Genomic DNA, 21,416 nt, shown 5'->3' with positions numbered 1-21,416 from the left:
CGAATGGCCGGTTCCTGCGGAGTGCGGCAGGCGACGACTGCGCCGGGCGCCGCCCCGTTGAGGCGGGGGCGCTGTGCGTGGTCGACCCTCTGCCGCGCATTCTCCCCACGGGGACTCTGGGGGCGTGATCCATGGTCGCCTGCGCAGAGCCGGTCAGGCGTGTGAGGTGGGTCGTTACAGCCAGTCGCGCTTCTTGAAAATGACGTACAGGCTCACGCAGACCACCGCCATTAGCAAGATCGCGAAGGGGTAGCCGGCTGCCCAGTGGAGTTCGGGCATGGTCTCGAAGTTCATGCCTTAGATGGTGCCGACCAGGGTGGGGGCGAAGAGGATGGCGGCCCAGGAGCAGATCTTCTTGAAGTCGTCACCCTCACACCGCTGACCTGCGGAAATCGCCCGAACGGTCGGTCCGACCTGCGGCGATCGGCCTTTCCGACCCTTTCGCTGTGCTGCCCGTTTGTACGGCCGATCCTCCCCAGCTGCTCCCCAACGGGCCTCATTCTCCCCGGATTCTCCCCAGCGGAGGCTGCTTGGATGGAGGCTTTCCGCTGGCCGGGCGACGATCTGAGCGACGGGAAGGGTTACGCGATGTAGTGGTGGCGGGGCGGGAGTAGACGGCAGAGGTGGCGCCGGCGGTCTGTTACTTTGCCCACCACTCATCATCTGCTCTGAGCGGCCCCGAACAGCGTTGCTACGTCCTCACGGTCCCGCCCCGCCGCCAGCGCGGCCACTGGCCGGAGCTGCAGGACCTCCTGCGTGGACGGCAACGGATTGCCGTCCAACCACCCATAACCCGGACTCTTTCGGATCCGCATCTTCTCGAAAGCGTTCCCCGCTCTGTCGTCGCGGAGCGGGGGACCCACCCGGTCGGCTTCACGATGCGGGTGCTGGCCGTGGGTGGTCAGCTGTCGAACAGCGTCAGCTGGTCGGCTGTCTCGACTACGTCCGCCTCCTCTTCGAGACCCGGTGCCTGGCCCTGTGCAGGGTCGGAGTCTTTGACCGGGTCAGAGATCTCGGAGACTTCCGAAGAGGTCTCAGGAGACGCACGATGCGGCAGCACGTAGTCCTGGCCGAGACCCGCCAAGTGCAGTGGGAGCGGCAGGGACAGAGCCTCCGGGTAGTCCGGGGGCTGCCGGAGCAGGTGGACTGCGGAGGCGAAGGACTCCGGGGCGTCGCCGGCTTCGAGGTGGCAGCCGAGGACTGCGATCTCCAGGAAATCAGGAGTCCATCCGACCATTCCGGTGTCGATGGTGGGCTCACCCTTGCGCTTGCCCATCCGGATCGGGCGTGGCGCGAGCTTGTCCGCTTCGACGGCGGAAGACTTGAACTGCACCGGCTTGGAGTTGGCCGAGTGGAAGACCCGCCCATCGGGGCCATGACCAGCGGGCAGCCACAAGCCGGCTGCAATGCCGTTCGCCCCGCCGCCTGGATGGACGCCCCACCACTGTGGGGTCTCCCTGCCGCGCCCCGTGCGGACGCGCACGAGACGAAGATCGGGGTCGAGGCGCCGGGAATCCGCCTCACCGTCCCGCATGCGGTCGGGTTCGGTACGGCCGTCCTGGAGCCAGGTCCAGTGGGAGCGGGCGTTCTGGGCCTCGGCCAGGAGCAGAGTGGGTTCGCACCGGAGAGAGGCGCGGATTCGCTGCAGCCATTCCTCGGCGCGACGGCGCTGTTCGGCACGGTCGGCGTGCCAGCTTCGGCGCTTGGGGGCGTCTTCCTCGTCACGCGGCCCGGGCAGCAGAGGACGTACCTCGGCGAGCCGGGTCAGCCTGATCAGCATGGTCGGGTACGGGACCCAGGCCCCTGCGCCGTCGTCGGCATTCGGGTCCCACCCCTGGATCCGGGCCAGCCCCGCGCCCTCGGGGGTCACCAGGACCGCCACCGGTACATCGGTGGCCCACCGGTTCCTACTGGTGCGGTTCCTACGGACCATCCAGACGGCCGCATGGCGCAGGCCGCCGGGAAGACCACTGGCGATGCCGAGCTCGGGATATACCCGTGCGCCGAGCTGGCGCAGCCCGTCGTCCCAGGCCATGCGGGCGCGGTGGTGCTGGTTGTCGACCGTGTTGTAACCCTTGATCTTCTTGGGTACGGCGAGGAACTGGGTGACGTAGCCCGCGTCGGCGAAGCCGAGTCGCAGTGCGAACTTCGGATCATGTTCGGTGCTCGCGAAATCGTCGGCCCGGTCGATTTCTACCAGCGCGAGCGCGGGAGGCGAGCTCGCCTTCGGCGCACGTCCCTTGACGCCGTTGAGCCAGTCGGCGATCTCTGCCCGACGGGAGTACAGAGCGGCTGACACGACGGCTTCCGGACGCCGCGGTCCTTCGGGGAGCTCCAGGCCGTCGGTGAACGAGACCGTGCTGTCGTCGGCTCGACGGTGGACGGGCCGATAGCAGTTCAGCCGGACGGCTAGTTCAGAGGTGACCCATTCCAGTACAACGGGACTTTCGGCACGGGCGTCGAGATGGGTCGCCTCGTCGTGTTCGGGCGCTGCCTCGGGCAGACCGAGCAGCTCCACGAGCGCCGAGATCGTGGTCTCCCGCAGCTCGGAGGTCTGCCACACCAGCTGAAGTTCGAGGACCGGCCTGTCGTCTTCGTCCGGGCCGTTGTAGGCAGAGACCGCGAGGGCGGCGGCGCGCCGCCGTTCGGCCGTCCTGCGCGCCTCATCGGCAGTCCTGTCCTCGGGCTTCACGTTCGTCGGAGGGGCATTGACCGGGCGATTACCAGACAGGACGGACCGGGAGTGGGGTTGTGCGGCGCCGAGCCCTTCGGGCACCGCCTGCTCCGCCCATTCCGTGAGCCGGGAGACCTGGTCCGGCATCAGACCGGGTCCCACCTCGTGACGGCCCATCGCCGTGCGGTAGACGATGCTGGCACGCATCCCGTCGGTGAGCCATTTTTCGGGAGAGGTGAGTAGGTCGTCGACACCGGGGAGTTCGTCACCGAGGACGACTCCACCGAGGAGCCTGGCGGGGCCTCCGTGTGACCAGCGCTCCGAGAAGGTGCCCGTCTCGCGGTCGCGGTACCGCTCCAGCTGAGCGACGGCGAAGCGTTCGCTCAGCGGCACGCCCGGGAGGACAGGAACCCTGGGGCGCAGCAGTACGGTCGTGCGGCTGCCATAGGGAAGGTGCAGGCGCCCGCTCTTTCCGCTCACGCGCGTCGCCCAGCGGCGGATGCTCCAGTGCAGGTGGTAGCGGGGGAGGGGGTCGAAGGGGACGGTGTGCAGGGTGATGTTGAGGACGATCGCGAACCACCACGTGCCCTTGGAGCCGCCCGGCTCGTACGGAATCGGCTGAGAGACGAGTTCGGCGCCCTTGTCGCGGGGCCCGCGAGGCATGGCCCGGAACCGGAGCGCACCGCCTTCGAACGGGTAAGGGCCGAGATCGAGCACGCGGCGGGCCAGCCAGTCGGGGGTGAGCGTGAACTGGTGTCCGGCCGGGGCGGCGGTGCCCCCGTCGGTGTGGCCACACGCGACGAGTTCACGACCTACGGACTCCCACTGCGGGGTGTGCGCGGCGAGTTGGGCACGCACCTCACGGAGCAGGCCGCGGTGCTCGGGTTCGGGACGGATGTCGCGGAGCCAGTGGGCGATGAGAGTACCGAGGACCTCAGGGGGCAGCGGATCGGCAAGGTCGGCGTCCGCGTACAGCCAGCGTGCCGAGTCACCTTCGGGGCGGGAGCCGAAAGGCCGCGGCATGGCCAGGACATCGGGGGCGTAAGCCTGGATCGCCTGTTCCAGGGCTCGGGTGGGGGCCGTGCGCCAAGGCTCGGAATCCTTGTCGCGGCCGGCGTTGCAGAGTTCGAGGACGCTGTCGCGCCACTCCTCGGGGAAGGGCAGGGCCCGGTATCGGCCCATGACGGAGATGTCCTGGCGGTCAGGGAGCCAGGCCGTGGTGCGCACGCGGCGGTAGTTCACGGGCATGTCAGGGTCTTCCTATGAGGTCGGGACGCACGACGTCGAGGCGTCTGCCGTCCGGTGTGGGAAGGAGCCGTGGGTGCTGTTCTCAGGTGGTGCGGTTGAGATGGTCGATCCGACCGAGGGCGCTGTAGAGCGGGGCGTACAGCAGACGGGCGACTGCGGCGTCGGCCGGGTCCGCCGCTCCGGATTCGGCTCCGGGCGACGAAGTGCCGACGAAGTACGGGGCGAGCACGGCCCGCACGGCGTGGAGGAGGCCGGGGCCGGGCCGACGGCCGCCGATGGCCCTGAGCGCGGGGGCCGAAGCCCACGCAGCGGCCGGGGCGAAGGCCGCGTCCACGAAGAGGACCCGGGCGGGTACGCCGCCGCGTACCAGGCGGCCGATGACCTGCCACATGGTGACCATTTGGTCCCAGGCGAAGGCGCGCTGTTCCCAGGGACGGAGGGCGGAGTAGGCGTAGCGGCGGGAGAGCAGCCGACGCCATTCCTTGCGGGCTTCCTGACGCAGCGCATGGCCTGCCTGGTCCAGGTTCTCCGCATTGCGGACCAGATCGGTGAAAGTGGCAGGGCCCACGAGGTCGTCGTTGCGTGATTGGTCGCGGATGAAGCGGGTGATCCAGTCGTTGAGGGCGTACACGGACAGGGACAGGTCGTCGGGCCGGGGATGCGGCCGGGCGAGGAAGACGGCGGTGCCGAAGGCTGCCCTGCCCTGGCCGTTGAGAATGTTGTGGCCGCGTTCCACGGCCATCAACGGGGCCACCAGGATCTCGGCCATGCGGTCCTCGGCAAAGGCGGCGAGGTCGCCCCGGCGGAGGCTTGCCAGCAGGGCCGGGCCATCCACGCCGGGCAGGTGACCCAGGTCGGCGTCGTCCGGCACGAGGACGCGGACCCGGCCCTTCCACCGTTCCGAGCGCTGTCCGTCAATGGTCTCGGCTACGGCGTACGCTTCGCGATAACTGCCGACCAGGACTAGGACGCGTCGGCGGTGGTCGTCGGCGATGCGGGCGAGCTCTTGGTCGAGGACGCTGCCGGCACCTCCGGCGCCGGGCCGGGCGAGCCGGTCGGCCATGGCACGAGCCTGGGGGATCCGAGCTTCGAGCTCGGTGCCGGAGAGCCGCATGGGCTCCCCTGCGGCGTCGTAGAGGAAGTGGGTGGCGAACCGGGTCTGCCCGACACCTTCGAGGGACTTCTCCGACGGCATCAGGACGGCGCCGACAGGAGCGAGGATGTGGGCCCGGGTGGATTCCCCAGCCCAGCTGGTACCTGACATCAGGACGACGTTGGGGCCAGGGCGGCCGATCGCACGGTCCTCGCCGAGACCGGTGAGGGAGAGCAGCAGCTCGCGGCCGACCCCCGTGCAGCGGAAGAAGCGCAGGGTGCCGCTGGTGCGCCCCACCTCGTCGTAGGTGTCCTCCTGGGGCTGGTACTGATAGCCGAGAACGTTGCCCATGGGGGCTTCGGGGATGATCGGCGCGTAGTCGAGCGGTGCGCGGCGGGCCAGTTCCTTGCCCTGCCGGTCGAGGCGGAGAGCCGCTTCCACCATGGGCCACAGATAGGTCAGCCGGTCGAGGCGCTGATGGAGAACGGAGAGGAGGAGCACGAACTCCAGGCGGTCACGGGTGATGCGCTTCCACTCGTCCCGGTCTTCCGGAGTCAAACGGTCGAGGACTGGCGTTCCTGCGAGGAGCGCGTCGAGCAGGGACTGGACCCGGGTACGGGAGGCCGCCGGCGACAGTGTGTACAGCAGGTCCTTCGCGGCGGCGGACAGAGTCGTGGAGAGCGGGTCCGTGAAGTCCCCGTCGCCAAGCGGATCGTCCCGGAAGTCGTCGAGGACGGCGGTGAGCGCGGCACGACGAGGATCGGGCTCCGGCATCGCCGCTGTGGAGTCCTCCGCCCCTTCCGAGTCGTCCTCGTACCCTTCGTAGAGGCTCCGCTCGTCTTCGACTGCCCCTTCGAAGGGTTCGGGGTGTTCCGGATGGCGCGGTAGCTCGAACCATTCCGCGATCAACTTCTCCTGCAAGGCCCAGGGGCTGAAGTACTCCTGGTCCACCCACTCGCGGAGGGTGGTGTCCGAGATGAGCCGTTGGTAGATCCGATCGGCGGCAGTGGCGACCACGGAGAGCGCCGCGTTCCACTGCTCCACGTCCCGGTCGGCGAGCAGAAGCCTGCCACGCCTGCTCAACTCCTCGATCTTGTGCGTGTGCAGCTGGTCGAGCCAGGATTCGGTGCCAGGCTTCACCAGGGTCGCGGAAGGAGCGAAGAGTTCGTCGAAGCGCATCTGGACGGAGTCGGCCTCGTCGACGAAGACCAGGTTGCTGCGCAGACAGGCGAGTTCCAGCTGGCGGAGCCGTTCGTCGTTGAGGTGCGCGGGTACAGGGCTTTGGACGAGGCTGGACGGGTTGGCAACCCAGATGAGTCCGTCGACCTGGTGGCGGGCGGCTCGGTGCCGGGGGCACCGTGACCACAGGGGGCAGCCGTGCGGAGTCGCCAGGGCGGTGCCGTTCGGGCCCCGGTCGGCGGGTTGGCGGGCTGGTGCCGACTGCACGCCCGAAGGGCGCCATGGCGCGGGCAGCGATGCGGCTTCCGTAGTCGTCCCGGCCTCTTGCGTCTCCTTCTCCGGGTGCAGTCGGGTGCACGGCGCATCGCTGTAGGCGAGTGGTTCGATCGCCTCGTTGGCCCGCAGGGCGTCGGCGATGCAGATGGTGCTGAGATTGTCGAAGGCGGGCGCGTGGTGGTCGAGGAGGTTGTCGTGACCGCGGGAGGCGAGTCTGCGGTGGAGGCGCTGTACATGGGTCTCGCGGGTGGAGACGCCGAGCACGGGGACGGCGGGCAGCCCGACGGTTTCGAACAGCTCGCAGAGCCTGAGCTGTTCGGCTGCGTCGCCCACTACGAGAGTGGTCCGCATACCGCGTCGGGCCGCGGTGGCGGCGGCCAGGACCATGAAGGTGCTCTTGCCCGCCCCGACCATGCCGACCAGGTGCAGTGTGCCGTCCAAGACGATGCGGTCGTGCTCGGTGAAATCTCGGCCGTCGGCGTCACGCGGGGCGATGCGTACCTCGGTGAGTCGTTGCTCCCAGCGGCCCGGCCGTTCGACGCCCTCGTCCTCCTCTACCTCGTCCATCCACCGTGCGGTATCAAGGAGTTGTTCGCGGGTGATCTCGATCGGGCCCGATCGGACCGGAGGTCCGGCGCTGAGTTCGTGCCCCTCGATGCCGTCCTCGATCAGGTCGGCCGGAAAGCGCACCGACGCCGCCCGGTTGCCCTCCTGGAACTCGCTGCGTCCTGCCGGCGCGAGCGGCAGCGGGCGGCGCACGAAGTCAGGTACCCGCGAGAGCGCCTCGCTGTAGACAGCGTGGCGGTCGGCCGCAACGGTGGGGACGATGCGCCGGGGCGGGGTCTGCGCACCGGGTTCCGGCAGGTGGTACGCCCGTAGCCGGTCAGGTACGCGCTCGTACCGGGAAAGGGCCTGACGCCATGCGTGGCTGCGGCGCAGTGTCCACAGCAGATGCCGGCCGGCGATGAGGGCCGTCCGATGCTCCTCGCTGGTGACCAGGCCCGCGGCCTCGGCGTACGGGTATCCGCCAAGGAGGACGTATGCGCTCTCGGCGGGCTGGTCCGGGGCGACGAGTTCGAGAAGGTGCAGGGCCAGTTCAACCTGGCAGAGATGGGAGGGTTTGAGGCCTTCGAGACCGGGGTCCCCCGACCAGACTCTCTTCAGTTCCCGGACGACGGATCGGTTCCACTCGATCTGGTCACGCATGGCGGGCTCCGTCGGGGGTGGTTCGATTCGTGCGGGTCGTGGTGAGTCCTGCGGCCCGGGGGCGGGGGCGCGGGGTCCCGATCTCGCGGAGCCGGGCTGTGGCTCGTGAGACCAGGGCGCGGTCGGTGAGCAGAGGCAATCCGCGGGCGCGGGCCGGCCGGGCACGGGCGAAGGCGGCCAGGTAGCCGGGCCGGGCGGCAACCCGGTACTGGGGAACAACCCAGAACCCGTCGTCGTACGGCGGGTCGGCGGGGACCGGGCGGGCGGAGCGGCCGAGGAATACGGGATGGGCCCAGTCCTTGACGTCGATGGCCCAGCGGTGCCCGTCGGGGAACGTGACCAACAGGTCGTAAGCGTCGTACCCGGGCCACATCCGCACATCGAGACCCAGGTCGAGTAGCTGTCGCTCCAGATCGGCCTCGGCCCGTCCCGGTCCGGTGACGAACTGCCTCAGAGGGCGCTCGAGTTGGACCGGTCGTCCGGTCGCCGCCCGTTCCAGTCGTCGTCCCAGCGGCGCCGGCCCGGTCCGGCGGCAGCGGTCCCGTTCGCACCACCATGAGCCGTCGCGTACGGGAACCAGCAGGGTCAGGCAGCGCCCGCAGGTGGTGTAGTGGTCGTTGCGGAGGTAGCTGTCGGGCACGTCCTGGTAGATGCGCATGATCAGTTCGTGGACGGGTTCGAGGACCAGATCTCCACCGAGAGCCGACAGCTCGGCAACGGTGAGCACCGGGCGCCGCACGAGGAGCCTCCTGAATTCTGTGTACGCCTCCTCCTCGCCGTGCTCCCGGCACAGCCTCAGCGCGGTGTGCACGATCATGCGGTCGCGGAACCGGGCAGCGGTGTCGGGACAGCGCTCGGCCCACTCGTGGCACAGGTCACCGGGCCTCCCCGACACCGGGTCGAGAAGCATGTCCTGCGGGCCTGCCGCGTCGGCGGGCAGGTCGAGGGGCCACTCGGCGAGGGGCAGGGTGCGGCAGCGGTCGATCAGCTCGGCGAGCGACGCGGGTGGTTCCTCACCGCGCACGAGGCAGGCGAGAGCCGTGCGGTCCAGCGCGCGCTGGGCCTCGGCGGGATAGGGCAGGGTGAAGGACTCCAGGTCGGCGGTGTCCTCCAAGATGAGCAGCGCCTGGGCGAGCGTCTTCAGCAAGGGCACGCCCTCGTGGGCGGCCCACTCCTCGGCGGGCAGTGGCAGGAAGTCGTCGCTCATGGGGGCGTTCGGGCGGGTCATGCCGCACCGTCCACGGTGTTGGTGCGTTCGCGGCCCGTGGCGCACCAGCCGTGAACGTCGCATGAGCGGCAGTCGGTCCCGGAGGAGGGCGCGGCCTGGTAGCCGCGGTCGGCGGCCCAGTCGGCAACGAGCTCGCGGAGCAGCGCACGGGCGCGGCCGACGGTACGCGAGTCGTGGGGGTCGAGCTCTTCGAGGCGGGCACCGTCGGGGCGCAACACCTCCAGTTCGACGCGGGAGCGGAGGGCGTCGCCGCCGAGGGCGCCACCTTCGACGAGGAGGACAGCGAGGGCCAGTTGTGGGTACTGCCGCATCAGTCCTCCGCCGTGGGTGTAGCTGCTCGTGGTCGTCTTCGTCTCGCGGACCACCACGCCACCCCGGTCGGTGTGGATCAGGTCGCAGTCCGCGACGAGCACCACGTCGGCCTGTGGGTCGTAGGCGACGATCCGCCGTTGAGGTTCGACCGTCTCGTGATCGGCCAGTCCGTCGAAGGGGCAGTGGGCCCGGTGCTGGTGGAGCATGGCGAGGGCTTCGTACTGCTCGTCGGCTGTGAGACCGGGCAGGTGCTCGGGCAGGGGCACCGCACGGCAGGATCCACGGGCGGGATCTGCATGCCGCCCGTTCAGCCAGGCGTCAACCGCCCTTCCCCGGCGGATGGCAGCGCTCTCAGTGCGTCCGTCGCGGAGCTTGAGTACGCGGGTGGCGTGGTACTGCTCGGCGCAGTTCCCGTAGGCCCGAAGGTCGCTGACGGACAGACTGCGACGTTTCCTTGGAGTGGCGGCCACGCCGAGGAGTCCCGGAACCCGCGGGACGGCCACGCAGTCGGGCAGTCCCACACAGCGGACGCAGTCGGCGCTCGGGCGGGCCTCGGTGGCGTCGGCGAGGTCGGCCATCGAGGCAGCGACCTCGGCTCTCAGATAGCGATGCTCGGTCTCCTCCGCCGTCCAGTCGGCGAGTGTCTTTGTACCTCCGTCGGCGAGCCCTACTCCGACCACACGGATCCGCTCCGGCCGGACGTGAGGTCCGGGGAGGGGACTGGAAGGGGCGCCGAACGGCGTCAGGGAGGGTGTGCCGGTCAGCAGGACGTGGGCGACCGCGGCGATCTCCACCGCCGGCCTGTCCCGCTTCACGGTGCCCAGGGAAGGGATCCAGATCTCGCGTACACGCCCGTCCCGAGAGGCGTACCCTCGCCCCCACACGGTGCGTTCGTACTGCGTCACCCCACGGGCATCCGGCTGCGCCAGCTTCTTGCTCCCGGCGACCCAGGCAGGGGCGACCGGCAGGAGGGGGGACTGGCCTGCTGCGCCTTGCGAAGCTTCCCGGTCGGTCCTGGCCGTCAGGTAGTGGTGGGCGGCCTCGCGGGCCCAGGCGACATGGACCGGGGTGCACTTGCGGAAGTTCGCCGGATCTGCAGCAGCCTCGACGAGGCTCCGGCCGCCGTGTTCGACAGCGTCGAGGAGAGCGAAGAACGGCTTGAAGGAGAAGTCCTCGACCGGCTTGGCAGGGAGCCGTCCCGGCGCCTTGACCAGGGCCCTGGCCCGCAGCGCGCGGCCCAGGGGGCAGCCGGCAGGGTCGGGGCGCACCAGCGAGGCGCCGATCCGCAGCAGGGTGCTGTCCCCGATGGAGTGTGGCGGCTTGCGGAACGCGGTCATGGGCCGCTCCTCATGGCTGGTCGTCGGTTGGTCCCTCGGTCGACTCTGGAAGAACCATGGCGTGGTGCTGTGAACAAAGTCAAGCGATGCCGTGAGGGTGCGTCAGTTTCCGCTACTCTGTGCCTCGGTCTGGATCACCCAGGAACGGGGAGGCGTCCACGTGGAGCGCGGAAAGATCGTTGATGGACGTTTCCGGATCGACGGAACCCCATCCGTAGGCGGGATGGGTGCGGTATGTCGTGCGACCGACCTGACGGACAACTCCGTTGTCGCCGTCAAGTTCCTCATTCCCGACGCCGCAAGGTCCGCCCTGGATAGCTGGAGCGTCGAGCCGACGCTCACGGAGTTGCGGCGCTTCGAGCGAGAGATTCGTTTGTATGACCGTCTGGGTGGTGAAGGCGTCCCGTTCCTGGTGCACCACGGCCGTTTTCGGCGCCGCCCCTATCTGGTGATGCAGTACATCGAGGGAACTGACCTGCGGAAATACCTGAATACGAACCGCAGGCACGTCGGAGTGGCGGTCTCCGTCGCTGTCCAGATCCTGGAGACTCTGACCCGAGTACATGAAGCGGACACGGTGCACCGTGACGTCAAGCCCCACAACATCCTCTTGGAAGATGCCACCGGTCGTGCCTACCTGGGTGACTTCGGCATCGCCCTGCTCACCGATCACGACGCGACCCGGTACACCGAGGGGCAGACCCCCGGCACGATGGGGTACAAGGCTCCGGAGGTCCTGGACGGGGAGGAGAACCCCACGGGTGCGGCGGATGTCTATGCCGTAGCCTGTCTGTTCTTCGAACTGGCGGCAGGTCGACCAGTCTTCGTCCACCCGGCAAGTGACATCCAGATGGCGCAGGCCCATTTGCATGAACCACCGCCCCGTCTCGACCGGGTTCTGCCTGGCTTCCCCTCCCAGGTGGCAGATCTGGTCGACTGGATGCTCGCCAAGGACCCTGCTCGGCGTCCTTCTGCGCGCAGTGCCGCCGAGGCGTTGCGGCCGTACCTGCCCCAGCCCGACGACCCCGAGCCGGACCCGGCGGTCTACCCCGACCTCACTCTTCCCTTCCGGCGGCCGGCACCTTTGGCTCGTCACCAGCCGAAGCGCGCCGCACGTCAGGGGGGCCGTTCCCGGGTTCGGCGCCCCGGGGGAGCAGTTGACCGGGACGGCCTCAAGCACGCTCTCGCCACGGCCTACGACGAGATCCACGGTGCTGGCTCAGTGCCGGGTCCGGTGGCCGAGCGGCTGACGGAGTTGCTTTCTCCGGCACAGAGGCGCTGGGGGGTGTTCGATTCCGATGTGCTCACGGCGCGCGTCCTCGTCGCTGACCGGGAGCGGATCCATCATGACGGAGTTGGCGCGGACAAGCGGTACCGGGACGTCGTCCGTGACCTGAGGGGAGTGGCTCAGCCCGGCGAGCCGGCGTTCGCGGCGCTACTCGCGGCCCGCCTGGGGTTGGTGGAATGCCGAGTGTCGTTGCCCGGCCAACGGGACGAGGCTCTCGCCGAGTGGGCGCGGTGCGCGGCGCAGGTCTGGAGTGCACCTGTAGACGGACTCCTCGGGCAGCGCCACCTGCTGTCGCTCATCCGCGAGCTCGGTGCGTTCATGGCCGAGTGCCCGGAGAGGGACTGCTCGCACTCCGAATGTCGTCCCCCGGAACTGATCGAAGTCGTCCTGAACGACTTGCCGGAGGCAGGTCAGGGCTGAGTCGACGCTCAGCGATACGCCAGGCGCCCCGTCGCTAGGAGCGCGGACAGCCCGTCGCTCAGCTCTCGTCCGACGCCCCCCAATTCCGCGAGTGCCTTTTCCATCTCGACCAGCTTCCTGTGTACTTGGCCGTACGCCTGCTGTTCTTCCAGCGGCAGCCGCAGCGCGTGGAGTCGGCGGACGTCAACCCGCGAGGTGTTCGAAGCGTGGGTACCGGCTCGCCTGGCATTGGACCTCTCCCGCAAGCAGGCGGCTAGGAACCACGGGTCGAGGCGTTCTGGATCGACCCGGAGGCGGTACACGTGGTGGCCCAGAGCTCGCGGAGCGGCCGTCTCGACCCATGCGTCGAAGCCGTGCGCGGTCGCTACGACGACCACGTCACCGAACGACGTCAGCGGGAACAGCCCCTCCTGGTGCGCTTGTTCGGCAGCAGTCCGGTCGAGCCACTGCTGTTCTTCCGGGCCGATCGCGAGGAGACCTGTGACCAGTCCGACCCCGTCGTCCGGGACGTCGCCCCGCCGTACCGTTTCCTCCGGCAAGGCGATGCCGGAGAGGATGCTGAGGGCCTTCGCCCGTTCCAGTTCGGCGACGCTCACGGTCCCCAGACTGACGGTGCCCTGCACCGCAGAGAGTTCGCGCAGGGACCTCCCCGCGTCCTGGGTGGCGAGCAGCCCCTTCTCGTACCGGGTCCAGAGGCGACGCAGGTCCACCGGCCTCGTCGGTCCAGCGGCCGCGGCGTGCCGGGCCGGCGTGAGGTCGGTCTCCTCGCCGAGCAGGTCGGTCACTGGAACGGACACGCTGCCAGGCCCTTCACCGCCCTGAAGTGCGTTGAGGATCCGGTCTCCTATCGCATCCCAGTCGATGGCCGGTAGGCGGGGGGTCGAGACTGTGGATGGTGTGTGGCGGCAGTCCGACGCGTCCACCAGGACCACCGAGTCTTGGGAGCGCGGCGCGGGCGCGGCGAGGACCCACAGGTGGAGTCCGATTCCGTAGGGCGGCGCGGCCCCGGCCGGCAGAGCGACCACTGCGCGGATCACTCCAGCCCGGAGCAGGCCTGCACGGATGCGCCGCCCGGCGCGGCGGGCTGCCACCCCCGGGGGCAGGAGGACCACGGCCACACCGCCGTGCCCGGTGACGCCAGCGCCCTTCCCTTCGTCCAGCATGGAGACGACGTGTTGGACCCATGCGAGTTCTGATTCCGTGCGGGGCGGTTGTCCGTACGTCCAGCGCCGGTCCGTGGCGAGTTCCGTGTGGCCCCAGTCGCGTTCGTTGGCGGGCGGATTGCAGAGTACGACGTCGACCGGTTCGGACGGCGGACGGAAGGTGTCCCGCAGCGTGTCCATGGCAGTGACCGAGACCAACGCCTGCTGTCCGGCCTCCAGGATCAGCCTGGCGTCTGCGATCGAGGATAGAACCGGGTCGCGATCGTTCCCCAGGAGCCCAAGAGGGCGGAGGTCGCTCCCCGCTTCTGGCTCGGACCATCGGCGAGCCGCGGCGAGCAGCAGCGTGCCGGTGCCGCAGGCGGGATCGGCGACCGTCCGCACCGGCGCCGCCCCGCGCGCCGCAGCCGCGATGGCAGCCATAAGGGTGGCGAGCGGGGCCGGCGTGGTTGCGATCTGCCGGACGTGCGTGCCAAGCCACCGGTCGAGCAGGAACCGGAAGGTCTCGGCTCCGCCCTCGGTGCCAGCCATGCGCACGGCCTCGTCCACGAGCGCCTGCTCCGCCGGGTCCAGCGCTACATCCTGCTCCGTGCGGCCGGTCACCAACTCCCCGTCAGCCGCCGGAGCACTTGCGAGTCGTGCGCCGACACCCGCGACCACTCGGCCCATCCGGTCCCGATCACTCAGGTCCGCGACCCGCGGCCACAGCCGATCCAGCGGACCGGCGGTCGCCGCGATCTTGTCGTTCTGCTTCAGCCATTCCTCGACAGCCTCGAGGGCGAACTGAGGGCTGGCATCGGTGCCGCCGACGGGCTCGGGGAAGTCGGGGTGCCTGCGCCGCCAGTTGCTCACCGCCGCGCGACCTACCCCCGCAAGGCGGGCGATCGCCGCTAGGGTCACCGACACTTGATCCGTACGTTGGGCCATCTCGCTCCTCCCGGAACGCCAGGTGCCGACAGCCGTCCGGCATGAGCAAGAACCGGCACGTAATCTGTAGCTTGACTTTGCTTTCAGTATATCGATCCAGGGTGCCGGGCACATCTACCGGATCCGGTGTTCCGACTCACCCGCTCGTTGTGTGTGCCCTTTTCCCATAAGGGTGTACAGGATGACGCAGAGACGCCGCTGAGTGGTCGGATGGTGTCCTGGAACCGGCGCAGACTGCGATCTTGGACAGCGCCACGCCAGCCGCCGTTGGGTCGAGCGCCTGCCGCGCGGTGCCCCGACTTCTGCCGGTCCGTGGGGTGCCACTCGTTCACCGGCTTCGCCGCGTGCACCAGCGCGCGGTGATCGCTCAGGCTGTCGTGTCCATCGCCGGTCAGGTCGGCGACCGGGAGGGTGGTCGGCAGCAAGCAGACGGGTGGTGCCATGCGGATGATGGCCAGGGGAGCGACAAGTAGGCGCTTGACGCGATGCAGGGTCACCACCGCTCGGCCTACTGACGAACCAACCAGAGGTCTGGGAACCCCTTTCGGTGCTGATGGCCGATGATGCCTCGGGTGCTGGCGGTGTACGACGGGAGATTCTGGCCGAAGCGAGGGTCCACGAACGAGCCGGTTCTGTGCCCGTACCTCAGTTCCGTCTGCCAGGCTCGGAGTTGTGACGTACGTAGTGACGGCAGACATCTGTAGCCCGGAAGGCGCGTCGGCGATGGATCCGCTGCAGCGTGCCGGAGCCGCGGCGCTGATCGAGAACGGCTTCGCCTCGATCGACGGCATCGAGGGACCAGACGGCATGGAGGTGGACTTCCTCGACACGATCGTGGCCGTACACCCGAGCGGGGCAGTGCTCAAGGTGTTCGTCGACGCCGAGGCGCTCGAGTTCGCGGAGGACGCGGTCCGGGAAGTGGTAGGCGAGGTGCTGACGCGGTCCGAACTGCTCGCAGACTGGGAGGTGAAACGGTGCGAGGTCGACCTGCATCCGGAGCTCGCCCAGGAGAGCCTCACTGGGGCTGACGGCCCCGACGTTCCGCCAGACGATCCCGCGGCCCGGAAAGCACGTCATTCCGAACCACCTCCAGCTGTCGAGGGAAGCGAATACGACGCTCCGGCGAAGGCCGAGGAAGTGCGTGCCCGGATGCTCGTATTGGCAGACGAGCTGCGTTCCTTCCCACCCGTCATGTTTGGTGTACCCGATGACCTCGAGGGCGAGGACGGCAACGATCGGGACTTCGTCGTATCGCCCGAGGACGCTCGCTTGGCTGCCGGCGCCCTGGTCTACGCCATCGATGTCGTGATCGACGAGTTGTTCGATGACGTGCACACCCTGGAAGGGGAGGAGAGCACCGTCGGGGAGTGCGACGGCTCCCTGTGGCACCTGGAGGACCTGCCCGAGAGGTACGTCCTGCAGTACGACACCCGATTCGCCCGCCGCTTCCTGGTGACAGTGATCGCCATGACCACCCGGTTCACGGCCGGGAACTTCGGCCAGCTGAGTTGCATCGCCGAAGAGCTGGCCTTGAGACTGCTGCTGCGTCAGGCGAATGCGAACCTCGAGCTGTTCGGACTCCTCGAAATGGGCGTTTCGGCTGCCCTTGCGACCTTCGCCGACAGCGTGTACGAGGACATGGACCACGAGTGGCTGTACGACGATTCGATGGACGGCATCGACGAGAGCGAGGTCGGCTCCACCCTGGGGGTGGCGCCCATGTCGTTCGATGCTTGGTTCACCCCGTTCAATGAGGGCAGGTACGTGCACCCGTCAGCGGCAGACGAACCGGGTGCTTCAGCGGGAGCCGTATCGTCCTAGTCAGGGCGATGACGCCGTCGTCCGTGGTGGTGCTGTTCCGGCCTGGAGTCACGTGTCGACGTCCCGGGCGTCCAGCCGCAGGGCCAGGGGATGGCCCCGGGTGGCGAGGGCCGCCGTCACGCGCCGAACAGCGCCGTCCACGCTTTCGTGCTCCCAGATGCGGAGTGGTAGCCAGCCCAGGAGCGCGAGGTGCGCATCGGTCTCCTCGTCCCGGTGAACGTTGGTGTCGAACTTCCTGCGCCACCACTCGGAGTTGTGCTTCGGAGCGTGCTGATGTGTCGGGCAGGCGTGCCAGAAGCACCCTTGGACGAACACCGCCGTCCGCCAGCGTGTGAAGGTGACGTCAGCGCGCCGACGCGGCATTCCTGGGATCGGCAGGTCCACGCGGTAACGGAAGCCCAACGCGTGAAGGGCGCGTCGCAGCGTCAGCTCCGGCGCAGTGTCCCGGTTGCGTTGGGCGGTCATCACCTTCCGGACGTTGGCGTCCCGCGGCGCTGGCACGCCCCTACGACTGCCTCTTGTTTCCACCTCCGGACAACTACTCATTGTTCATTCGGTAACCCCGCGGGGTCGCGCTCCCGTGCCTGGTCGGGGTGGAGGCCGCCGCACCGCTGCCGTGGCGTATCAATTCGGACCAACGCAACAAGAGCGACGCGCTACAAAGGACCCTCAGTGAGTTGACGCCTGCGTAAGGCACGCGGACGCAGTTGCAGTCAGGCTTGGATCCTCGGAACATCCGCCGGGAATGCGCTGAGACGGTAGCCGTTGCGGATCTCCGCCAGGGGTTCGCGGTCGCGGTTGTAGCGGAGCTTGTTGGTGAGGAGGACGGCCCAGCGGCCTTGGACCAGGCTGATCCACATGGCCGTGCCGGTGAAGCCGTAGTGGACCCAGACGTCCTCGGCGGGGTCGGTGCCGGGGGCGGGGTGCCAGAAGAGGCCGCGGGCGGGGGTGAGGGCGCCTGTGTGGATGCGGAGGGAATCCTTGGTCCAGGTCGGGCCGAAGGCGACCTGGGTGGGGGAGAGCATGTGGCGGAGGAAGAGAGCGAGGTCGTCGAGGACGGAGAAGGTGCCGGCGATGCCGCAGACGCCGCCCAAGAGGCGGGCGGAGAAGTCGTGGGCGGTGCCCTTGAGGTGGGTGCCGGTGGTGTCGTCGTACTCGGTGGGGGCGCAGCGGGCAGCTTCGGTGGCGGAGAGGGGGCCGAAGCGGGTGCGGCTCATGCCCAGGGGGTGCCAGACGCGGTCGGTGGCGAGTCGGTCCAGGGGCTGGCCCGAGAGGTGTTTGGCGAGGTAGCCGAGGATCAGTGCGGCCCGGTCGGTGTACTCGACGGCCTCGCCCGGCGGGCGGTGGAGGGCCTCGTGGAGGGCGCCGTCGCGGATGTCCTGGGGGTCGGTGCCGTAGAGGTTCTTCAGGTTGGCGCGCAGGGGCAGGCCCGCGGTGTGGGTCAGGAGGTGGTGGGCCGTGGCCCGGGCCAGGGGATGGCCGGCGACCTCGTCCCAGAAGGTGCCCAGAGGGGCGTGGAGGTCGAGTTTGCCCTCTTCAACGAGCGTGCCGATCGTGGACCAGACGGCGAGGATCTTGGTGAGGCTGGCCACGTCGAATACGGTGTCCAGCCGCATCGGTTCGTCGGGCTGGTCGGGGTCGAGGAGGCCGACGGCTCCGCTCGCGCGGACGCCGTCGGCGTCCCCGACCGCCCACACCGCGCCGGGGTAGACCGCCTTGCGAACGCCGGTCTGCAGGAGGTCCTCGATCCGGGCGGTGGAGGGCGTGGTCATGGTCTCCCGATCGTCGTACGGCCGCGGGTGGTCCGTCGGTCAGGGTAGTGAGGCCGCCAGGACTGTTCCGGCTCCGCCACGGGCGAAGTCAGGCGAGTTGGTGACGGAAGCGATCTCGGCTCGCCTCTCCCTCCGACTCTCAGTGGGGATCTGGGTGACGAATTCGGGTGCGGGATTCGGCGTCGGCGTACCGTGCTGGGGGTGACGGATACGACTCGAGAAGATGCTCTGACGGCAGTGCTGCCTAGCCTGTCCGACGCGTTCGGGCTGGGCGCGGTAAGTGATCGGCGGTTCCTTGCCCACGGCCTGATGAACCGCAACTGGCGGCTCGTGACCGCTGCCGGGGTGTTCGCGCTCAAGGAGATCACCGACGTTCCTCTGCCGAAGGTCCGCAGGAACCTTGCGGTCCTCCTGGACCTGGCTCGCGAGGGCATCCCCGTGCCGGCGCCGCTGAGCGCGGCCGACGGCGACCTCGTGGCGGAAGTCGGTGGTCACGGTTACTGCGTCCTGCCGTGGGTGGAGGGCGAGCACCTTCAAGGGACGGATCTCCCGCTCGACCAGGTCCGCGATCTCGGTGCTCTCCTGGGCCGCCTGCACGAGGGCTTGCGGCGGCATGGGCCCGGCGCGGTTCCGGAGCAGGTACCGGCGGCGAAGGTCCGCGACGTGGCCGAGGCAGACCGTGCCGCTGCTGGTCTCCTGAGCCGCTTGCCTTCCGCTCCGGTGACGGACTTCGACAAGGCCGCCGTCGAGGCCCTGCACGACCGCCGCGGCCTTCTCGCGCGGTACGCCGACGCCCGGCCGGACGGCGATGTGCCGACCGGGCCCCACGGGTGGACGCACGGTGATTTCCAGTACCGCAATCTGCTGCGCCGGGACGGCCGGGTGGTGGCGGTACTGGACTGGGACCGGCTCGGGGTCCGGGCGTACGGGGAGGAGGTCGCGCGGACCGCGCAGGTGCAGTTCGGGGTCGGCGGTGTCTTCGACCTCGACCGTGTAGCCGCGTTCTGCTCCGGATACCGGTCCGTGATCGATCTGTCCGAGGGCGACCTCGCCGACTCGGTGAAGCGGCTGTGGTGGAAGCGGCTGACCGACTTCTGGCAGCTGGAGTTCTACCTCGACCGCCAGGACCCCACCTTCGGCGAGATGTTCCTGACGGACGAGGCACTGCTGCACTGGTGGACCGACCGCGCCGACGAGGTGCAGGCCGCCTACGCGGCCCGTTAGCCGGCGGCTGCTGCCGCCGGGATGAGCCCGGCGGCAGCCAGCTCGGGCAGGCCCGGCCGGACCAGCGGCGCTGCTCTGGCGCGGGCCTTCGCGCCGAGGCCGGTCCGGTCGGCCGACTCGATCGCCTGCACCCAGCCGTCCACGTCGTCGGGGTGGAGGATCACTCCGCCGTCCCCGACCGCCTCGGGAATGCCGCCGCGGGACGAGCCGATCGTGGGGACGCCGTGGAGCCCGGCTTCCACGATCACCCGGGGGAAGGCGTCCTCGACCTGGGAGGGCACGAGCAGCAGGTCGTTCGCCGCGTAGATCGAGCCCATGGCGTAGGTGCGGGACACCCAGTGGACGTTCGGGTACGCGGTGAACTCGCTGGCCGTGTCCCACCAGCCCTCGACGAGGGTGAACCGGAGGGCGGGCAACCGGCGGATCAACTGGTGCAGGAGGGCCGCGCCCTTGGCGGGGATGGGATTGACCATCAGCACGCCGCCGGGGACGCGGCCGGCTGTGCCGCGCCCCGCGCCGAGGAGGGGCCCGGCGCCTTCGGCCGGCGCGAACGGCGGGTAAAAGACGACTACCTTCGTGTCGGCGTGGGCCTGGGCCCGTCCCGCGACGAACTTCGACGTGGCGAGGGCGGCGTGCGGTCGGTCGTGGAGGACGCCCATGCTGTTGGCCGAGACCGAGTGCAGCCATCCGGCGACCCGCGAGGACGGGCGGGCAAGTGTGGCGAGGCCGGCCGACCGTTCCTGCGAGGTCACCACCAGATCCGGCCGGGCCTCGGCCAGGAGTCCCTTCAGCGCCGCTTCCACCCGGTCCTGCGGCACGGCCCGGCACGAGACGCCGTTCCACTGGTAGCGGAGCTCCCCGCCGGCCTCATCCCACACGGTTCCGTGGGCCCGGAGGTGGGCGCGCAGGTGGCCGATCTGGGCGGACCCGTTCCAGGGGGCCTCGTGGCTGCCGAGGTAGACGACCCGCCAGCCGGCCCGGACGAACTCTTCTGCCAGGAGCTGCTGGGAGACCTCCGCGCCCCCGATCAGTAGCGGTGGCGGGGTCCGCCGCCATACGAACACCACCGTCGGGCCGGTCACCGGACACCCGCCCAGTACGTGAAGAGGGCTTGCACCACGGCGGCCGTCTCCTGCCGGTCGCCGTCCTCGGAGGCGATGGCCAACTCCGCAGTCGCCGGGCGGTGGGCCGGGCGGCAGAAGTAGTCGCGGAAGTGCGTGAGGAAGGCGGGGTCGTGGAGGAAGTACTCCGGCTCGACCTCATGGTGTCCGGCCGCCTTGCGCCGCAGGTGTAAGAGTTCGGGCGTCACGTCCAGGTACAGGGTGTGGTCCGGCCGCAGGTGTGGCATCTCCTCGGCCCGTCCGGTCAGTTCGGGCAGGACGTTGAAGCCGTAGATCTCGTCCATGGCGTGAGCGTGGGCGAAGAGGGTGTCGACGGTCCGGTCCAGGACGACCAGTCCGCCGTGGCGGCGAGCTGCGTCTACGCGCTCGCCCTCGATCTCCATGAACGTCATGAACGCCTTCACCTGCTCGGCTGCCGACCGGGTGGAGGAAGTGGGGATGTCCTCGCGGCGCGCGAACGACTTCACGTAGCAGGAGATGAACAACGCGTCCTGCATCGCCGGCACCCGGCGCAGCTGCCCCAGGGCAGAGGTCTTGCCCCCGTACGAGGGGCCTTCCAGGCCGAGGATCACCACGACCCCCCGAGCCGGTAGAAGCGTTCCGCGAACTGGCCCCGCGGACGGCCGTCTGGGTCGGGCAGCAGGCTGGCGGCGACGGTGTGTGCGTGCCGGATCGGCCGGTACATCTTCCGCGCGGGGTGCATCTGCGAGCCGTGCATGTGCAGCAGGGTCACCTTGTCCAGGACGGTGGCCGTGATGTCCTCCAGCTCCGGCTCGAAGACGTCGCGCACCCGCTGCCGGAACAGCTGCCGGTCGCATCCGGACAGCCCGTAGGTGGACCAGAAGGCGGCGTCCTCCCAGAACCACCGGCAGCCCAGGCGGCGCGTCGCCTCGTGGACGGCGAGGTGGTCCGGGTGGCGCGTGACGGCGGCCGGAGCGAGTAGCTCCGCGTCGTCCATCCCGTCCAGTACCTCGGCGAGCTCGGAAGTGATCCGGTCCACCTGGGCGGGCTCGGGGGCCCGGTACGGCTTCTCGGCGTCCTTGTGCTCCAGGCCGACCCGGGCCGCCCCGAGGGGCAACAGGGACTGGGCGGCTTCGCGGTCGCGGAGTCCGGAGACCACCTCCACGCTG

At 69.5% G+C, this 21,416-nt stretch carries 13 protein-coding genes and 1 pseudogene; 3 read left to right on the top strand and 11 right to left on the bottom strand.

Annotation, left to right across the window (positions count from 1 at the left end; translation table 11 throughout):
- Window positions 1-174 precede the first annotated feature (174 nt).
- The 5 genes and pseudogenes from AC07B0_RS29215 to AC07B0_RS29195 form a co-directional block, all read right to left on the bottom strand.
- Window positions 175-360: pseudogene (locus AC07B0_RS29215) on the bottom strand (CorA family divalent cation transporter); the annotation flags it as partial.
- 541 nt (window positions 361-901) lie between these two features.
- On the bottom strand, window positions 902-3,922 hold the full coding sequence (locus AC07B0_RS29210; RefSeq protein ID WP_478899261.1) for a pPIWI_RE module domain-containing protein: 3,021 nt from the start codon (window positions 3,920-3,922) through the stop codon (window positions 902-904).
- Between the two features lie 82 nt (window positions 3,923-4,004).
- Window positions 4,005-7,676 carry a pPIWI_RE_Z domain-containing protein gene (locus AC07B0_RS29205; RefSeq protein WP_478899260.1) on the bottom strand — a complete coding sequence of 1,224 codons (3,672 nt, stop codon included), beginning with the start codon at window positions 7,674-7,676 and terminating at the stop codon, window positions 4,005-4,007.
- Window positions 7,669-8,904, bottom strand: a complete 1,236-nt coding sequence (locus AC07B0_RS29200) for a pPIWI_RE_Y domain-containing protein (protein ID WP_468478843.1) — start codon at window positions 8,902-8,904, stop codon at window positions 7,669-7,671. Before AC07B0_RS29200 ends, AC07B0_RS29205 begins: the two co-directional genes overlap by 8 nt.
- Entirely contained in the window at window positions 8,901-10,553 is a 1,653-nt protein-coding gene (locus AC07B0_RS29195) for a PD-(D/E)XK nuclease family protein (RefSeq protein WP_478899258.1), read from the bottom strand. The genes AC07B0_RS29200 and AC07B0_RS29195 overlap by 4 nt, the downstream gene beginning before the upstream one ends.
- A 160-nt stretch (window positions 10,554-10,713) precedes the next feature.
- Between AC07B0_RS29195 and AC07B0_RS29190 the strand changes: the two genes are divergently transcribed.
- On the top strand, window positions 10,714-12,261 hold the full coding sequence (locus tag AC07B0_RS29190) for a serine/threonine protein kinase (RefSeq protein WP_478899257.1): 1,548 nt from the start codon (window positions 10,714-10,716) through the stop codon (window positions 12,259-12,261).
- A gap of 8 nt (window positions 12,262-12,269) precedes the next feature.
- Here the strand turns inward: AC07B0_RS29190 and AC07B0_RS29185 are convergent, their stop codons facing one another.
- The gene (locus AC07B0_RS29185) at window positions 12,270-14,348 is read right to left on the bottom strand and encodes an N-6 DNA methylase (protein ID WP_478899255.1); all 2,079 of its coding nucleotides are present in this window, start codon (window positions 14,346-14,348) and stop codon (window positions 12,270-12,272) included.
- A 723-nt stretch (window positions 14,349-15,071) separates the two neighbouring features.
- Between AC07B0_RS29185 and AC07B0_RS29180 the strand changes: the two genes are divergently transcribed.
- The gene (locus tag AC07B0_RS29180) at window positions 15,072-16,169 is read left to right on the top strand and encodes a hypothetical protein (RefSeq protein WP_478899253.1); all 1,098 of its coding nucleotides are present in this window, start codon (window positions 15,072-15,074) and stop codon (window positions 16,167-16,169) included.
- A gap of 48 nt (window positions 16,170-16,217) precedes the next feature.
- Here the strand turns inward: AC07B0_RS29180 and AC07B0_RS29175 are convergent, their stop codons facing one another.
- Window positions 16,218-16,715: a very short patch repair endonuclease gene (locus tag AC07B0_RS29175; RefSeq protein WP_478899251.1), complete on the bottom strand. Its 498-nt coding sequence runs from the start codon at window positions 16,713-16,715 to the stop codon at window positions 16,218-16,220.
- Window positions 16,716-16,882: 167 nt separating this feature from the next.
- The gene (locus tag AC07B0_RS29170) at window positions 16,883-17,941 is read right to left on the bottom strand and encodes a serine hydrolase domain-containing protein (RefSeq protein ID WP_478899250.1); all 1,059 of its coding nucleotides are present in this window, start codon (window positions 17,939-17,941) and stop codon (window positions 16,883-16,885) included.
- Between the two features lie 192 nt (window positions 17,942-18,133).
- Here AC07B0_RS29170 and AC07B0_RS29165 point away from each other — a divergent pair, with 192 nt between their 5' ends.
- On the top strand, window positions 18,134-19,165 hold the full coding sequence (locus AC07B0_RS29165; protein WP_478899249.1) for a phosphotransferase: 1,032 nt from the start codon (window positions 18,134-18,136) through the stop codon (window positions 19,163-19,165).
- Here the strand turns inward: AC07B0_RS29165 and AC07B0_RS29160 are convergent.
- The 3 genes from AC07B0_RS29160 to AC07B0_RS29150 are packed head-to-tail and all read right to left on the bottom strand — an operon-like array spanning window position 19,162 to window position 21,412.
- Window positions 19,162-20,247, bottom strand: coding sequence for a glycosyltransferase (locus AC07B0_RS29160; RefSeq protein ID WP_478899247.1), 1,086 nt, complete (start codon window positions 20,245-20,247; stop codon window positions 19,162-19,164). The genes AC07B0_RS29165 and AC07B0_RS29160 overlap by 4 nt on opposite strands.
- Complete coding sequence (locus AC07B0_RS29155; RefSeq protein ID WP_478899246.1) at window positions 20,244-20,861, bottom strand: nucleoside/nucleotide kinase family protein; 618 nt, start codon at window positions 20,859-20,861, stop codon at window positions 20,244-20,246. The genes AC07B0_RS29160 and AC07B0_RS29155 overlap by 4 nt, the downstream gene beginning before the upstream one ends.
- Window positions 20,855-21,412 (bottom strand): PIG-L deacetylase family protein, encoded by a 558-nt coding sequence (locus AC07B0_RS29150; RefSeq protein WP_478899244.1) that lies wholly within the window; start codon window positions 21,410-21,412, stop codon window positions 20,855-20,857. The genes AC07B0_RS29155 and AC07B0_RS29150 overlap by 7 nt, the downstream gene beginning before the upstream one ends.
- Window positions 21,413-21,416 lie beyond the last annotated feature (4 nt).

The organism is Streptomyces sp. NPDC044704, from assembly GCF_056433525.1.
Note: the sequence above shows the minus strand (reverse complement) of the source record. Positions and strands in the feature narration are given on the sequence as shown.

What these genes read in the sequence shown, in the direction of transcription:
- AC07B0_RS29205 (WP_478899260.1), bottom strand. Translation starts at nt 7,676, where the DNA reads ATGCGTGACCAGATCGAGTGGAACCGATCCGTCGTCCGGGAACTGAAG.
- AC07B0_RS29200 (WP_468478843.1), bottom strand. Translation starts at nt 8,904, where the DNA reads ATGACCCGCCCGAACGCCCCCATGAGCGACGACTTCCTGCCACTGCCC.
- AC07B0_RS29185 (WP_478899255.1), bottom strand. Translation starts at nt 14,348, where the DNA reads ATGGCCCAACGTACGGATCAAGTGTCGGTGACCCTAGCGGCGATCGCC.
- AC07B0_RS29170 (WP_478899250.1), bottom strand. Translation starts at nt 17,941, where the DNA reads ATGACCACGCCCTCCACCGCCCGGATCGAGGACCTCCTGCAGACCGGC.
- AC07B0_RS29180 (WP_478899253.1), top strand. Translation starts at nt 15,072, where the DNA reads ATGGATCCGCTGCAGCGTGCCGGAGCCGCGGCGCTGATCGAGAACGGC.
- AC07B0_RS29195 (WP_478899258.1), bottom strand. Translation starts at nt 10,553, where the DNA reads ATGACCGCGTTCCGCAAGCCGCCACACTCCATCGGGGACAGCACCCTG.
- AC07B0_RS29210 (WP_478899261.1), bottom strand. Translation starts at nt 3,922, where the DNA reads ATGCCCGTGAACTACCGCCGCGTGCGCACCACGGCCTGGCTCCCTGAC.
- AC07B0_RS29175 (WP_478899251.1), bottom strand. Translation starts at nt 16,715, where the DNA reads ATGAGTAGTTGTCCGGAGGTGGAAACAAGAGGCAGTCGTAGGGGCGTG.